The organism is Streptomyces sp. NPDC003077 (assembly GCF_040611095.1).
GTDB lineage: Bacteria > Actinomycetota > Actinomycetes > Streptomycetales > Streptomycetaceae > Streptomyces.
Map to the genome: position 1 here is coordinate 1 of NZ_JBEXNM010000037.1, position 14,939 is coordinate 14,939.

Annotated in this window: 11 protein-coding genes; 7 read left to right on the top strand and 4 right to left on the bottom strand. The window is 70.8% G+C overall.

Annotated features, from left to right (window positions below):
* The first annotated feature begins 1,079 nt into the window (after positions 1–1,079).
* From ABZX96_RS23140 to ABZX96_RS23150, 3 genes are all read left to right on the top strand, one after another.
* A complete protein-coding gene (locus ABZX96_RS23140; RefSeq protein WP_355547465.1) occupies positions 1,080–1,886 on the top strand; it encodes a histidine kinase in 807 nt (268 codons plus the stop codon).
* Between the two features lie 46 nt (positions 1,887–1,932).
* Entirely contained in the window at positions 1,933–2,589 is a 657-nt protein-coding gene (locus ABZX96_RS23145) for a response regulator transcription factor (RefSeq protein ID WP_355547468.1), read from the top strand.
* Positions 2,590–2,716: 127 nt separating this feature from the next.
* Positions 2,717–3,052, top strand: a complete 336-nt coding sequence (locus ABZX96_RS23150; RefSeq protein ID WP_355547471.1) for a TcmI family type II polyketide cyclase — start codon at positions 2,717–2,719, stop codon at positions 3,050–3,052.
* Positions 3,053–3,144: 92 nt separating this feature from the next.
* On the opposite strand, the gene ABZX96_RS23155 is transcribed toward ABZX96_RS23150, so the two are convergent.
* The gene (locus ABZX96_RS23155; protein ID WP_355547474.1) at positions 3,145–5,370 is read right to left on the bottom strand and encodes an MMPL family transporter; all 2,226 of its coding nucleotides are present in this window, start codon (positions 5,368–5,370) and stop codon (positions 3,145–3,147) included.
* A gap of 110 nt (positions 5,371–5,480) precedes the next feature.
* Between ABZX96_RS23155 and ABZX96_RS23160 the strand changes: the two genes are divergently transcribed.
* The 4 genes from ABZX96_RS23160 (at position 5,481) to ABZX96_RS23175 (ending at position 11,263) form a co-directional block, all read left to right on the top strand.
* Positions 5,481–6,197 (top strand): response regulator transcription factor, encoded by a 717-nt coding sequence (locus ABZX96_RS23160; RefSeq protein WP_355547477.1) that lies wholly within the window; start codon positions 5,481–5,483, stop codon positions 6,195–6,197.
* The gene (locus tag ABZX96_RS23165) at positions 6,194–7,681 is read left to right on the top strand and encodes a HAMP domain-containing sensor histidine kinase (protein ID WP_355547480.1); all 1,488 of its coding nucleotides are present in this window, start codon (positions 6,194–6,196) and stop codon (positions 7,679–7,681) included. The genes ABZX96_RS23160 and ABZX96_RS23165 overlap by 4 nt, the downstream gene beginning before the upstream one ends.
* A 112-nt stretch (positions 7,682–7,793) precedes the next feature.
* The gene (locus tag ABZX96_RS23170) at positions 7,794–10,418 is read left to right on the top strand and encodes an alpha/beta fold hydrolase (protein ID WP_355547483.1); all 2,625 of its coding nucleotides are present in this window, start codon (positions 7,794–7,796) and stop codon (positions 10,416–10,418) included.
* A complete protein-coding gene (locus tag ABZX96_RS23175; protein ID WP_355547486.1) occupies positions 10,415–11,263 on the top strand; it encodes an ABC transporter permease in 849 nt (282 codons plus the stop codon). The genes ABZX96_RS23170 and ABZX96_RS23175 overlap by 4 nt, the downstream gene beginning before the upstream one ends.
* Positions 11,264–11,349: 86 nt before the next feature.
* Here the strand turns inward: ABZX96_RS23175 and ABZX96_RS23180 are convergent, their stop codons facing one another.
* From ABZX96_RS23180 to ABZX96_RS23190, 3 genes are read right to left on the bottom strand one after another with little or no spacing between them, the layout of a single operon-like run.
* Positions 11,350–12,597, bottom strand: a complete 1,248-nt coding sequence (locus tag ABZX96_RS23180; RefSeq protein ID WP_355547489.1) for a beta-ketoacyl synthase N-terminal-like domain-containing protein — start codon at positions 12,595–12,597, stop codon at positions 11,350–11,352.
* The gene (locus ABZX96_RS23185; protein ID WP_355547492.1) at positions 12,594–13,877 is read right to left on the bottom strand and encodes a beta-ketoacyl-[acyl-carrier-protein] synthase family protein; all 1,284 of its coding nucleotides are present in this window, start codon (positions 13,875–13,877) and stop codon (positions 12,594–12,596) included. The genes ABZX96_RS23180 and ABZX96_RS23185 overlap by 4 nt, the downstream gene beginning before the upstream one ends.
* On the bottom strand, positions 13,874–14,926 hold the full coding sequence (locus tag ABZX96_RS23190) for a cupin domain-containing protein (protein WP_355547494.1): 1,053 nt from the start codon (positions 14,924–14,926) through the stop codon (positions 13,874–13,876). Before ABZX96_RS23190 ends, ABZX96_RS23185 begins: the two co-directional genes overlap by 4 nt.
* Positions 14,927–14,939 lie beyond the last annotated feature (13 nt).

The following is a 14,939-nucleotide window of genomic DNA, read 5'->3' on the forward strand; positions in this document are numbered from 1 at the left end:
ACGTGGGTAGGTGCACGGCTCACCTCCGGCTTGGACGAGTGGGACGCCCGGCACAGCCCTGCCGGCGCCCCGCAGCCGACCACTGCCCGCATCCAGCTCCCCCGCCGCACGCTGGCTGATCATCTCATCGACACGGCCTCAGCCCCGTGATGCGTGCGGTGATCGCGTCAGCAGTCGGCAGGAGGCTCCCGCGGAAGCACGGATGTGGAACGGACTGGTCGGCGTCGCGAAGGAGGTGTACGCCACCTCGCCGGGCGAGGACGGCGTGCCGCGCCCGCTCCATGGTGCCGCTGGTGCGCGGCGAGCCGGTCGGGCCGACCGCCGTCAACCGCGGGAAGGGCTCGCGGACGAACGCCTACCAGTCGGCGAACACCCGCGCTGTCACCCTCGGGCAGGTGATGGTGCCGAAGTGCCCGGCCTGCCGGACCTGGGGTTCCCCCGAGCCGTGGGGAAGGGTGACAGCGTAGTTCGGGGTGACGCGCAGAAGGGAGTTCTGTCGATGCTCGCCCCGGGGAAGTAGCTGCTGGAGTGGGCGGGCGGTGGAGCCGTACCGCCCGCCGACCTGAAGCCTGTGATCCGTCGGATGTCCGGGGAACCGGGCGTCGTCACGAGGCACCGCGCGGCTGGCTCCGTCGGGCCGAGGCCGACGCCGGCGCACGCACCGGCATGATCGAGCCTCGATGGTGATATTCCCGCCATACAAGAGGTCGCCACCCCGCTTCTGTTCACTTACGGTCAGTGACCTTTTCCGCAGAAGAGCGCCCGAAGGATGCCGTGTGAAGCGCATCCTCCCCGCCCCCATGAAGTGGGCCTGCCATCGCCACGGCAGGCCCGTTTCGTCATTCCGTGGCAGTGCAGCAGGCCCAGCCGATCAGCAACGTTCCGCCGCCTATCGACGGAGCCGGAGCATCCAATTCCGCCAAATTCCCGGCGGTCGACTCTTCCCTGTCGCCATACATGTGCTTACTCCAGGAGGCCGTGAGGCCACTCAGGAATCGCTCAGGGTTCTCTCTCTTCTCGTTACGAGCTTCTGCTAAGCTCACCCGCAAGTGTGAATACCAGCCACCATGGGGGAGTGGATGGCAGTGGAAAGCAACAGTGGCGTGCTTCCTCTTTTATCGCTGGCGCGCGAGTTTTTTCTTATCGAGCTCGTCGCAATCGCCGTCGCCGCGGGCGTCGTGGTCCGTGCGCAGAGGAGACGCCGGGCCCTGGAGGAGTTGGCCAGGCACGAGAAGTTCCGAGAACGGCACCGCATCGCCCGCGAACTGCATGACGGCGCCGGTCATCACATGCTGGCGATCGTCATGCACGCACGTCGGCTGTCGGCCGAGACCGCCGGGGGACGGTCGACGGCGCAGATCATCGAGGAACTGGCCGTCCAGGCGCAGCGCGAGGTCAGGGAGGCGCTGGGCCGTCTGCCGCGCTCAGACCGGGCGGCCGCGAACGCCGGACCCCTCCTTTCGGAGCAGGTCGTCGCCCTCGGATCCACCCTTCCCGACGTCGGCCTTGCGGTGCGCTTCGGCAACATCGAGGACGAGGCCGGCCTGCATCCCGACACCCGACATGCCGCCCTGCGGATCTTCCAGGAGAGCGTCAGCAATGCCATCAAGCACGGTGAGGGGCCCATCGACGTCCAGGTCCGGTTCGGTGACCGGCTCGAACTGAAGATCACCAACGGCGGAAGGCCGCCGGTGTGTGCCCCGCGCACGACTCGCACAGCGCTCCCGCGCGTGCCCGGCACGGGACAGGGACTGTCCAACATGCGGCTGCGCGCCACCGAGTTGGGAGGAACCCTTGACTATCAGGAACTCCCCGGAGGCGGCGTCCGGATCACGGCTGGCCTCCCCGGCCGGGGCCGTCGGCCGGTCCACACGTCGGCGGCATGAGCAACGTCACAACGCGAGCCAGGACCACCAGCTTCCGGGAAGGCCCATGAGACCGATCCGCATTCTGATCGTCGACGACCAGCCGCTGGTACGTCAGGGGCTGCAAGCCGTCTTCGCGCCGATCGACGACATCGAGGTGGTCGGTGAAGCGACGAACGGCGTCGAGGCCCTGGAGCGCGTACGCCGAACCGGTCCCGATGTCGTACTCATGGACGTGAACATGCCCCGCATGACCGGCCTGGAAGCAACGCGGAAGCTGTGCTCCGGCGAGTTCGGCGACAGCGCTCCGAAGATCATCATCCTCACCATGTACGACCATGACGAGTACGTTTTCGACGCTCTGCGGGCCGGGGCCAGCGGTTTCCTCCTCAAAGACGCTCCCTCCCACCAGCTGGCCGACGCGGTGCGAGAGGTGGTCTGCGGTGGGGCCCTGCTGTCCTCGTCCGTCACGCGGCAGCTCATCCGTGAGTTCGTCCGCCGGCCCGCACTCCCCTCCAGCACCACCGAGCTCAAGTCCCTCACCTGCCGGGAGCTCGACGTCTTCCGGCTGCTGGCACAGGGGTACGGAAACGCCGACATCGCAGAAAAACTGCACCTCGGGGAAAGCACGATCAAGTCGCACATACAGCACCTCTATCGAAAGCTCGGCGTCAGAGACCGTGTACAGGTCGTCATTTACGCCTATGAGAACGGGCTTGTGTGAGTCCCCTTCGCGTTTCCCTCCTCCGCACGGAGGAGGAGTAATTCCCTTCCGGCGGGGGAAGACGAGCGACTCCGTTTTCCTTAGAGTCGCCCTGGCGTATTGGCCGCAGCAGCTGGAGGGTTTCTTCATGACCGATCGCATTCTCATCGTCGCCCGTATGGCACCGGACAGAGCCGATGAGGTCGCCGCCTTGTTCAGAGCTTCCGACCGGACCTCACTGCCCACCGACCTGGGGGTGATCCGGCGGGAACTCTTCCATTACCAGGACGATCTCTACTTCCATCTGGTGGAGTTCTCCGGGGACGCGGACCGGGCCATGGCCGAGGCCAGGGTGCGGGAGGACTTCCGGAAACTCTGTGCCGATCTGAACCCGCTCGTCTCCCCCTATGACTCCGCGACATGGCGCGGTCCCGCGGACGCCGCCGCAACCTCGTTCTACCGGTGGACCCCGCAGGACGCATAGCACCGGTCCGATCCCCGACACGAACACGTCGACGAGGCACCGACCCGGGCCGGCCGCGGTGGACGCGGCCGGCCCTTCGCCGGTTTCGGCCGTCACCGGCCGGCTTCGGCCGGTACGCCCGGCTCGGGCTCCTCCTCGCCGGCCGGTCCGGGCGTCTTCCGCTCCTCTCGAAGGGGGGACGGTGCCACCCGCAGCAGCCGGGCCACACCGGCCGGCAGCCACCAGTTCCACTTGCCCATCATCGCGACCGCCGCGGGCACCAGCAGGCCCCGGATGAGCGTCGCGTCGATGATGATGCCCAGCGCGATGCCCGAGGCGAAGATCGTCACGTCCAGTTCCCCGCCGGAGGCCATGGAGGCGAAGGAGGAGAAGAGGATGAGCGCCGCGCAGGTGACGAGCCGTCCGGTCCGTCCGACGCCGCGCACCACCGCTTCCTTCGTGGATCCGGTGCGGTCGTACTCCTCCCGCATACGCGCCAGGATGAACACCTCGTAGTCCATCGAGAGGCCGTAGAGGAAGGCGAAGATGGTCACCGGCACGAAGGTGCCGATGGAGCCGTCGGGCTCGATGCCGAACAGGGCCTTGGTGCCCCACCCCCACTGCCACAGGAGGACCATCGCGCCGAGCACCGCTCCGAGGGAGAGCAGGTTGAGCGCGATCGCCTTGAGCGGCAGCAGCAGGGAGCGGAAGGCGCGGGCCAGCATCACGAACGTGACCAGCGAGAGCACCGCCAGCATCCAGGGGAACGCCGTGTAGGTGACGTCCACATAGTCGAGTTGCTGGGTGACGTTGCCGCCGACCAGGACGCCGTCCGGCACGGCGGCGACGACCCGGGCGACGGTGTCCTCTCCGGCGGGCGAGCCGCCCTCGTGTGCGGGCAGCACGGTCAGTACGGCGGAGCCGTCCTTGTGCCACTGCGCGTCGGCCGGCGCGGCGACCGCGTGAATCCCGTCCGTGACACGGAGCGTGCCGGCGACTGCGGCGGGGTCGGTGCCCTGGGGAACGTAGACGTCGAACGAGGTGAGGACGCCGGAGGGCACACCGCTGTCCGTCAGTTCGGTCAGCCCCACCCGCCCGGTGCCGGAGTCGGCGAGCCGGTCGGTGGTGGGTACCGACAGGTTGAGGCCGAGCGCGGTGACCGCGAGGGAGAGCAGGGCGGCGGCGCTCACGCCGGCGACCAGCCACCGGAAGCGCACCACCCGCTGGGCGACGGCCGTCCAGAAACGCCCCGCGGACGCCTCCCGTTCCAGTCCCCCGCGGACGGGCTTCCCCTCCTCCCGGCGTCGTGCGAGCCGACGGGAGGCGGAGCTGAGCAGCAGGGGCAGCAGGGTCAGCGAGATCAGGGCGCTCGCGGCGGTGACCATCATGCCGCCCACGCCGAGGCTGCGGAGCAGCGGGATCGGCAGCAGCACCATGGTGACCAGGCCGATGGCGACGGCGCCGGCCGAGAAGACGATCGCGTGTCCCGAGGTGGCCATCGCGCGGCGCACCGCTTCGTCGCCGTGGTGCCCCTTCGCCTCCTCCTCGCGCCAGCGGGTGACCAGGATCAGGGCGTAGTCGATCGCGATGCCGACGCCGAGCAGCGGCAGCATGATCACGGTCGTCTCGTGCACGGAGATGAAGGGACTCGCCGCGAGCAGGCCGAGGAAGGACACCGGGACGGCCACGAGCGCCGTGAGCAGGGGCACGAAGGCGAGTGCGGAGCGGAAGACGTAGAGCAGCACGAGGATCGCCGCGCCGATGGTGACGGCGAGCTTGACCGGTACGTTGAGCCCGCCGGCGTCCGAGCCCTGCGCCAGGGTGTCCAGACCGGTGACCTGGATCTCTGAGCCAGGCGGCAGTTCCCCACGCATCGCGTCGGCGATCAGCGGGGCGAGGGGCGGGGCCTCGCCGAGCGCGCTGCCCGGCAGACCGCCCTGTTCCACGGGGCCGCCGAACACCAGCCCGAAGGTGGTCCTGCCGTCCGCGCCGAGGAACGCCTCGTCACGGGTGTTCGCGTACGAGGCCACCCGCGCGCCGACCTTCTCGGCGGCGGCCTCGAAGGCCCGGCCGAGCGCCTCCCGCGCCCGCGGACCGTCGGCCCGCTGGCCCTTGGGCAGCGTCACCACGGGCACGAAGGGACGCTCGTAGCCACCGTTCCCGTAGGTTTGCATGATCTTCTGGTTCGCCTCGTATCCCGGCAGGCCGGGGTAGGCGTTGCGCTCGTCCATGGTCGGGATGAGCAGTCCGATGGCGCCGCCGCCGGCCAGCAGCAGCACGAGGACGAACATCCGCACGAGTCGCTTCCGCCCCAGGACGAAATCGCAGAGTCGTTTCATGCTTCCAGGCCATCAAAGAGTTCTTCGGCGGCTCGGAGAGCGTTCTTAGAGATCTCTGTCAATCCCTCGCCGCCGTCCCCAACGACCCGTGATCGGGTGACACTTGCCAGGTGACTTCAACGACGCTGCGTGTCCTGGTTGTCGATGACGAGAGATATCTCGCGGATCTTGTGGCCACCGCTCTGCGGTACGAAGGGTTCGACACCGCGGTGGCCGGTTCGGGGAGCGCCGCCGCCGCGCAGGTGGAATCGTTCCGTCCGCATCTGATCGTGATGGACGTGATGCTGCCGGACGGTTCGGGGATCGACACCACCAGAAGGCTGCGGCAATCCGGGTGGGAGTCCCCCGTGATCTTCCTTACCGCCCGCGACGCCACCGAGGACAAGATCGCGGGACTGACGGTCGGCGGCGACGACTACGTCACCAAACCCTTCAGCCTGGAGGAACTGATAGCCCGGATCCGGGCCGTGCTGCGGCGCACCGCCCGCCCCGAGGAGCACACCAAGCTCGTCTTCGCCGACCTGGAGATCGACGACGAAGCCCACGAGGTGCGCCGGCACGGGGTGCCCGTCGAGCTGACCCCGACCGAGTTCAAGCTGCTCCGCTTCCTGGTCGCCCACGCGGGCCGGGTGCTGTCGAAACGTCAGATTCTCGACTACGTATGGGAGTACGACTTCGGCGGCAGTGACGCCGTGGTCCAGACGTACATCTCCTACCTCCGGCGCAAGATCGACGCCTTCTCCCCCCCGCTGATCCAGACGGTGCCGCGGATCGGCTATGTCATACGGGTCCAGGGCGCGGCCCCGCGGGAAGCGGACCCCCGATGACCCTGCGCGCTCGACTGGTCCTCGTGCTGGCGGGCCTGCTCGCCCTCGGCATGGCCCTCTCCGTCGGCTCGACCTTCGGGGCGCTCCAGGACTGGCGCAACGAGCAGAACGACAAGGTGCTGGTGGCGGCGGCGCGGCAGCTCCGCGACGACCTCGTCGAGCAGCACGCACAGGGCGGCGGTGCACGCGTCGCGCTGCCAAAGCGCGGCACGGATCCGCTGACCGCGGTCTGGAGCGCTTCGGCCGGGCAGGGGGACATTCCCTCCTTCTTCGAGATCCGGACCCGGGACGGCCAGATCGGGCAGACCACGGACTTCGGCGCGCGTCCCGGCCTGCCCCGCACCCTCCCGTCGGAGCTGTGGCCGGGCCGGCGGACGGGGAAGGATCCTTCCGGCGGCAGGTTCCACGAGGTGTCCGGGGCCGACGAGGACACGCGGTGGCTCCTCCACGCCTCCTGGATCCCCGACGGTTTTCTGCTCGTGGGCATGAGGACCGGCGTCTCCGACGAACTCATCTCCCGCACCGCCGTGGTCGCGGCGACCTCCGCCGTGGCCGCGCTGCTCACGGTGACGCTGCTCTCCTGGCGTGCCGTACGCCGCGGACTGCGGCCTTTGGAGTGCATCGCCGAGACGGCGGCGGCGATCGGTGGCGGGGACCTCGCCCGCCGGGTGCCGGAGGCCGGCCCGCGCACCGAGGTCGGCAGACTCGGGCGCGCGCTGAACGCCATGCTCGGCCAGATCGAGTCGGCGTTCGCGCAGCGCCGCCGGGCCGAGGAGCGGCTGCGCCGCTTCGTCGCCGACGCCTCGCACGAATTGCGCACCCCGGTGGCCACCATCCGCGGTTACGCGGAGCTGTTCCGCCGGGGTGCCGCCGGCCGGCCGGACGACCTGGAACAAGCCATGAACCGGATCGAGTCGGAGGCCCGCCGGATGGGTTCGCTGGTGGAGGAGTTGCTGCTGCTCGCCAAGCTGGACCAGGGGCTGCCGCTCGCGAGGGAGGCCGTCGATCTGACCGCGCTCGCCGCCGAGGCCGTCGACGACGCTCGGGTGCGTGCCCCGGGCAGTCCGCTCTTCCTCGAAACGGGCGGCGGCACACCGGTGGTCGTGCGCGGGGACGCGGACCGCCTGCGGCAGGTCCTCGCGAACCTGCTGGCCAATGTGCGGCACCACACGCCGGAGGGGACCGAGGCGAGGGTGCGGATCGGCCGGCTCGACGGCAGGGCGCTGATCGAAGTGGCGGACGACGGCCCGGGGATGGAGGACGCGCAGGCGCGACACGTCTTCGAGCGCTTCTACCGCGCCGATCCCTCCCGCGCCCGCTCGGCCGTGGATCCCGACGGACCCCGGCACGAAGGCTCCGGGCTGGGCCTGGCCATCGTGTCGGCCGTCGCCACGGCGCACGGGGGCGAGGCCGGCGTCACCTCCCGCCCCGGGAAGGGCGCGGTCTTCCGGGTGCTGCTGCCTTTGGCCGACGACGCCCGATGAACGCCACACGTCGCTGACGGGTTCCTTTCTTCTTCGCAGCCTTTACCGACAACGGAAAGGAGGGCAGTGAGTCATGCCCTCGAACAGAAGGACATTTCTCAAGAGATTACGCATGTCCCGCATACGGTGGGTGGCGGTGGGATCGGCGCCGGCCCTTGTCGCCGCCGCGCTCGTCTGGGCGGTGGCGCCCGACGGACCCGACCCGGTGCACCGAGAAGATCACCTGCTCACCGGGGCGGACGGAGTCCGGCTCGACGCCTCCTACTTCACCTCTCCCGGGAAGAGCAGGCGCCCCGCCGTGCTCCTCTCACACGGCTTCGGCGGCACGAAAGATGGTGAGCGCGACCGGGCCGAGCGGCTCGCCCGCGCCGGTTACGCCGTCCTGACCTACTCCGCCCGCGGCTTCGGCGCGTCCGGCGGCCGCATCGGGCTGAACGCGGCCGACGGCGAGGTGGCCGACGTCGGCAGACTCCTCGACTGGCTCGCCGGGCGCCCGGAAGTCCGGCTGGACGGCACCGGCGACCCGGTCGTCGGCGTCGCCGGGAACTCCTACGGCGGCGCCCTGTCGTTGCTCGCGGCCGGGCAGGACCCCAGGATCGACGCCGCCGTCCCGTCGAACACCTACTGGGACCTGCGGGAAGCGCTGTTTCCCGGCGGGGTGTTCAAGAAAATGTGGGCCGGAATCCTCTTCGGCCAAGGGCTGACCGATCCTCGCGACCCGCAGTGCGGGCGCTTCACCGCCGCGGTGTGCTCCGCGTTCCAGCGGTCGGCCGTCCTCGGCCGCGCGGACGCACGGACGGGGGCACTGCTGCGCGGGCTCAGCCCGGCCGCCCACGCGCGCCGCATCGCGGTACCGACGCTGGTGGTCCAAGGCCAGACGGACTCGCTGTTCCCCCTCGGCCAAGGGGACGCCATCGCCCGCGCGGTCGCGCGCAACGGTGCTCCCGTCGCCGTCGACTGGATCGACGGCGGCCATGACGGAGGGGACGGTGAGAGCACGCGGATCGCGGACCGTACCGTCGCGTGGTTCGACGCCCACCTGAAGAAGGACACCGAAGCCGCCGGAACGGGCCCGGCCTTCCGGATCAGCCGTAACAGCGGTAAGAACGCCGAGGACGGCACCCCTGTCCTGCAGGAGATCACCGCCGGTCGCTACCCCGGTCTCGACGGCACCGAGCAACGGACCGTACCCCTCGACGGCGAGGAGAAGACCCTGGCCAACCCCGCCGGAGGCAGCCCGCCGACCATCACGGCGGTGCCCGGACTCGGTGCGCTCACCCGGCTCACGGCCGCTCTCGGCAGCGGTCCCCAAGCAGGCCCGGCACTCGTCCCGCCCGCCCAGAGCGCGGTGTTCACCGGGCCACCGCTGGACGACGCGCTCCAGGTCACCGGCGCGCCCACAGTGGACCTCACGGTCCGCTCGAAGCGGACCGCCGTGCTCTTCGCCAAGCTGTACGACGTCGCCCCCGACGGGCGGCAGACACAGCCACGGCAGTCGGCCGCACCGGTCACCCTTGCGGACGGGAGGACCGCGCGGGTCTCCCTCCCGGCCCTGGACCACCGTTTCGCCCCCGGTCACCGGCTGCGGATCGTGGTGTCCACTACGGACCTCGGCTTCGCCTCACCAATCGAACCGGCCACCTACCGGCTGCGGGCCGGCGCGCTCACCGTGCCCGTCGTCCCCGCGCTCAAGGCCACCGTGACCAGCACCTTGCCCGGGTGGATCTGGCCGCTGCCCGCCGCGGCGCTCGCCGTGGCCGCGGCGCTCGCGCTGAACACCCGGCACCCGGCCCGCACCACCGCGCCGGACCCCGCCCTCACGGATGTGCCGCTCCAGGTCAGCGGACTCACCAAGAAGTACACCCACGACAGCGACCGGTACGCCGTTCGCCACCTGACGTTCACCGTCGAACGGGGCCAGGTGCTCGGCCTGCTCGGCCCCAACGGCGCCGGGAAGACGACCACCCTGCGCATGCTCATGGGTCTGATCCGGCCCGACGCCGGGGAACTGCGCATCTACGGACATCCGGTGCACCCCGGCTCCCCGGTGCTGTCCCGGCTGGGCTCCTTCGTGGAGGGAGCCGGATTTCTGCCCCACCTCACCGGGCGGCAGAACCTCGACCTCTACTGGCGGGCCACGGGCCGGCCGGTCGAGGACGCCCACGCCGAGCAGGCCCTGTCCCTGGCGGGGCTCGGCGACGCGCTGGACCGGGCGGTCCGCACGTACTCGCAGGGCATGCGGCAGCGGCTCGCCATCGCCCAGGCCATGCTCGGCCTGCCGGACCTGCTGGTGCTCGACGAGCCGACCAACGGACTCGATCCCGGTCAGATACGCGAGATGAGGGACGTCCTGATCCGCTACGCCGCCGAGGGGCGCACGGTCATCGTCTCCAGCCACCTGCTGGCCGAGGTCGAGCAGTGCTGCACCCATCTCGTGGTCATGGACCGCGGCGAACTGATCACCGCCGGGCCCATCGGGGAGATCGCCGGGGACGGCGACGAACTGCTGATCGGTACACCGGAACCGCCGGACGGCACGCTCACCGGCAAGGTCGCCGCGCTGCCCGGCGTCGGCGCCGTGACGGCCGCCGGCAACGGCCTTCTGGTCCGCCTCCAGGGCATGACCACGCCGGAACTGCTCGCGGAACTCGTCGGCATGGGCGTGGCGGTGGAGAGTGTCGGCCCGCACCGACGCCTGGAGGACACCTTCCTCACCCTGACCGGAGAAGACCGATGACCGCCGCCGCCACGGGGTACCGTCCCAAGCGCACCTTGCCCCTGCGGGTGGAGGCGATGCGCCAGTTCCGACGCCGCCGCACCCTGGTGTCGCTCGGTCTGGTGATCGTGCTGCCGCTCGTGCTGCTCGCCGCCTTCTCCATCGGCGGCCCACCCGCCGACGCCGACGGCGGCAGCCCCGGCCTGGTGCCCCTCGCCACCGCTTCCGGACCGAACTTCGCCGCGTTCGTGCTCTTCGCGTCCACCGGCTTCCTCCTTCCTGTGGTGGTCGCCCTGTACTGCGGTGACACCGTGGCCTCGGAGGCGAACTGGTCCTCGCTGCGTTATCTGCTGGCCGCCCCCGTGCCCCGCGCCCGCCTGCTGACCGGCAAGCTCGTGGTGGCCCTCGGATACGGGGCGGTGACGGTCGTGCTGCTGCCGGCCGTCGCGCTGGCCGCCGGCAGCGCCGCCTACGGATGGGGCGACGTCCAACTCCCGACCGGCGGTGTCATGCCGGCCTCGGACGTACTGTGGCGGATGACCGTGATCGCGGGATACGCGTACGGCAGCCTGCTCGTGGTCGGCGCGGCGGCGTTCTGGCTCTCGACGGCGACCGACGCCCCGCTCGGCGCGGTCGGCGGAGCCGTCGGCCTGTCCATTGTCTCCACCATCCTCGACACGGTCACGGCGCTGGGGCCGGTACGCGACTTCCTGCCGACGCACTGGCAGTACGCCTGGACAGACGTCCTGCAGCCCGAGGTCGAGTGGACCGGCATGGTCCAGGGGCTGGTGGTGTCCGTCTCGTACGCCGTCGTCTTCGTGGCACTGGCCTTCCGCGGCTTCTCCCGCAAGGACATCGTCTCCTGATGAGCACGGGGGGCCGGGCATGACCGCGGGCCGTGAGGCGGTTTACGCCCCACGGCCCGCGAGTGCCGTGTCCTTTCCCCGCCGCCTCAGATGATGCGACGGCCGCCCTCCGGCAGGCCCAGCACGGCGGCGGAGTTGAAACCCCCGGTGCCGCGGGCCACCACCAGCGCGGTGCGCAGCCCCGCCCGCTCCCGGGCATCGGTGACGACATCCAGATCGTCGCCGTCGTCGGCGGCCAGGTTCACCGACGGCGGCACCGTGTCCTGGGCAAGGGCGAGGGCCGCCCACGCCAGGTCGAGAGCCGCGCCCCCGGAATTGAGCCGGCCGGTGGCCGTTTTCGGTACGGCGACCGGCACCCCTCTCCGGCCGAAGATCTCGACGAGGGCGTCCGTCTCCCGGCGGTCGAGTTCCGGGTCCCCGGCTCCGTCGGCGAAGACCACGTCGATCTGCTCCGGAGTCAGCCCGGCCCGCCCGACGGCCTGGCGGATAGCCCGGGCCAGCTGCCGGTGGCCGGGCGCCGGATCGGTCGGGTGGTGCGCGTCATGGGTGGAGGCGGTGCCGAGCACCTCCGCGTACGGAGCGGGCGCGCCCCTGCGGGCCGCCCACGACGCCTCCTCCACCACCACCAGCGCGCCGCCTTCGCCGGGAACGTGTCCCGGGCTGTCCGGCGAGAACGGCCGGTACGCCCGGGTCGCGTCCTGTTCCGTGCCGAGGCCGTACTGCCGTGCGTGGCAGGCCATGGCGTACGGCGACAGGGGCGCCTCGGTACCGCCGACGACGACCGCTTCGGTGCCGCGGGCGATGAGCCGACGGGCCTGGGCGAGGGCGTCGAGACCGCCGGCGCCGTCGGCGACGATCACGCCGCAGGCGCCCTTGAGCTGGTCGCGGATGGAGAGTTGCCCACTGCCGGCGGCGTAGAACCAGCCGATCGACTGATACGCCGTCACCGCGTGCGGGCCCTCCTTCCACAAATGGTGAATCTCCCGCTGCCCAAAGGCGTTCCCTGCCGATGAACTCGCCGTCACCACGGACAGGTCAAAGGGGTCGTGCCGGTGCGGATCGAGGTCCGCGTCCTGGAGGGCAAGCCGGCCGGCGGCCAGCGCCATCCATGTCCAGCGGTCGGTCTGCACCCTCAGTTTGCTGTCGACGTACTCGGTCTCGTCGAAGCCGAGCACCCGGCCCGCGAGCCGCGAAGGCAGCCTGGAGGTGTCGAAATCCTCGATCCCGCCGATGCGGCCGACCCGTTCCAGGGTGCCCTTCCAGTGCTCGTGCACGCCCACGCCGGTGGGGGCGACCACGCCGATCCCGGTGATGACGCCGCGTCGTGCGCTCATGCCGCGCCGCCCTCCGGGCTCCTGGAGAACACCATGGCCGACTGGAATCCGCCGAAGCCGCTGCCCACGGACAGGGCGTGGTCCACCGTCGTCTCGCGTGCCGTGAGCGGTGTGTAGTCCAGGTCGCACTCCGGGTCGGGCGTCCGCAGGTTGGCCGTCGGCGGCACCACCCCCCGGTCGATGGCCAGTGCGCAGGCCGCCATCTCGATGGAGCCGATGGCGCCGAGCGAGTGCCCGATGACCGACTTGATGGAACTGATCGGCACCCGCCGCACCGCCTCGCCCAACGCGTACTTGTAGGCGGCCGTCTCGTGCCGGTCGTTCTGCCGGGTCCCGGAGCCGTGCGCGCTGATGTACCCGAGGTCCTCCGGATGCAGCCGGGCCTGCGCCATCGCGTCCTTGATCGCCTCGCCGAGTTCACGCCCGTCGGGGCGCAGCCCCGTCATGTGGAACCCGTTCGCCCGTGCCGCGTAGCCGGCGATCTCGCAGTAGATCCTGGCTCCCCGTGCCCTGGCGTGCCCGAGTTCCTCCACGATCAACACCGCGCAGCCCTCGCCGAGCACGAACCCCTTGCGGTCGGCGTCGAACGGCCGGGAGGCGAACTCCGGGCTCTCGTTCAGCGGGCTCGTCGCCCTGATGGCGTCGAAGCAGGCCACGGTGATCGGGGTGATCGGGGCGTCGGACGCACCGGCGATCATCACGTCCGCCTCACCGTCCTCGATCAGCCGCAAAGCGTGGCCGATGGCGTCGATTCCGGACGTACAGCCGGTGGACACCACCGCCGCCGGCCCGTGCGCGCCGAACCGCACGGCGAGCTCGGTGGCGGCACTGGACGGCACCAGTGCCTGGTACATGAAGGGCATCGTGTACCGCGGATCGACCTCCCACTCGCGCCCGTGGTCACTGGCGACGACGTACTCGTCCTCCAGCGTGATCGAGGCGCCGACCGCGGACCCCAGTGTGACGCCGATCCGGTCGGTGTCGGAGGCGGCGAGGTCGAGGCCGGAATCCTCCACGGCCTCGCCCGCCGCGGCCAGCGCGAACTGGGCGAACCGGTCGGTGCGCCGGATCTCGCGGGGAGACAGTCCGTGCGCGGAGGGGACGAAGTCGCACTCCGCGGCGATCCGTGAGCGGAAGGGGCCGGGGTCGAAGCAGGTGATCGTGCGGATCGCGGACGTGCCGCTGGTGATCCGGTCCCAGAACTCCTCCCGGCCCGACCCGCCTGGTGCGATGACTCCGATGCCGGTGACCACGGCCCGGCGTGCCGTGCCGGCGGTCACCGGATCACCGCCGGCCCGCCCGGGCCCGTCGTGATGGAGGCCGGGAGCGGCACGGCGGGGACGGCGAAACGGGCCTGGAGGCCCGGGCCGTCGGTGACGGCCGAGGCGGGAGCCGCATCCGAAGCCGTTCTCGGCGCCGAGGACGGGGGCGGGAAACCGAAGCCGTCCGACGGGGCCGTCCCGGCCGGGCCGCCGCCCGGGACAACACCGGCGGCGGCCGCCGGATCGCCGGGGCCGGATTCGGTGTCCACGTGCCCGAGACGGGGTTCGGGAGCGAGCGGTCCGATCTGGAAGACCACCAGGGCCTGTGCGTCGCCGGTGTTGGTCAGGCGGTGCCGGACGTTGCGCGGGATGTGCAGGGCCTGCTCGGCTCCCATCCGCACCGGTTTCCCGTTCAGATCGACCCGGATCTCCCCACTCGCGACGAACAGATACTCCTCCGAGTAGGGGTGATAGTGCTCGGACACCCCCTCCCCCGGCGCCAGCCGGACCGCTCCGCAGAAGCCCGCGGAGGTGCCCGCGTTCGAGGGAGCGAGGAGCGTGCGCAGGTCGCCGCCGCGCCGGGTGCTGGGTGGCACGTCGTCCCATCCCACCACCCGGCAACGCCCCTGTTCCACGCGCTCCTTGACGAGTTGCATCTGGATGGCGGTGTTGTGGTTGATGCGATCGGTCATCGCCGCCGTGTCAAGGGGCGCGTCAGGCCTCATCCGGAAGTCCTGGACCCAGCGCATCCGGGTGCTGTCCGGCCCGAGTTCCTCGTACGTCCAGGTGATGTTCATGAACTCGAAGGGCCCGGTCTCCACTCTGCGTGCCCTGACCACGCGCGCGGCCTTGTCCCAGTGACGCTCGGAGACCCAGGACCAGGCTCTGCCCTGCTCGTCCGGGTGCATGGTCAGCCGGAACGTGGCCGAGCCGGTGCCCTCCTCCAGGATCTCGATGCTCGCGTACTCGGAGAACAGTTCCGGCCAGTGCGGAAGGTCGTTGGTGCGCTCCCATACGTATGTGAAGGGTGCGTCGATGTCGATGGAGTTGTCGGTGTGGCCGATCATGATGGCACCCTTC

Coding starts and splice junctions, on each gene's coding strand:
- ABZX96_RS23140 (WP_355547465.1), top strand. CDS start 1,080: ATGGCAGTGGAAAGCAACAGTGGCGTGCTTCCTCTTTTATCGCTGGCG.
- ABZX96_RS23145 (WP_355547468.1), top strand. CDS start 1,933: ATGAGACCGATCCGCATTCTGATCGTCGACGACCAGCCGCTGGTACGT.
- ABZX96_RS23150 (WP_355547471.1), top strand. CDS start 2,717: ATGACCGATCGCATTCTCATCGTCGCCCGTATGGCACCGGACAGAGCC.
- ABZX96_RS23155 (WP_355547474.1), bottom strand. CDS start 5,370: ATGAAACGACTCTGCGATTTCGTCCTGGGGCGGAAGCGACTCGTGCGG.
- ABZX96_RS23165 (WP_355547480.1), top strand. CDS start 6,194: ATGACCCTGCGCGCTCGACTGGTCCTCGTGCTGGCGGGCCTGCTCGCC.
- ABZX96_RS23170 (WP_355547483.1), top strand. CDS start 7,794: ATGTCCCGCATACGGTGGGTGGCGGTGGGATCGGCGCCGGCCCTTGTC.
- ABZX96_RS23175 (WP_355547486.1), top strand. CDS start 10,415: ATGACCGCCGCCGCCACGGGGTACCGTCCCAAGCGCACCTTGCCCCTG.
- ABZX96_RS23180 (WP_355547489.1), bottom strand. CDS start 12,597: ATGAGCGCACGACGCGGCGTCATCACCGGGATCGGCGTGGTCGCCCCC.
- ABZX96_RS23190 (WP_355547494.1), bottom strand. CDS start 14,926: ATGATCGGCCACACCGACAACTCCATCGACATCGACGCACCCTTCACA.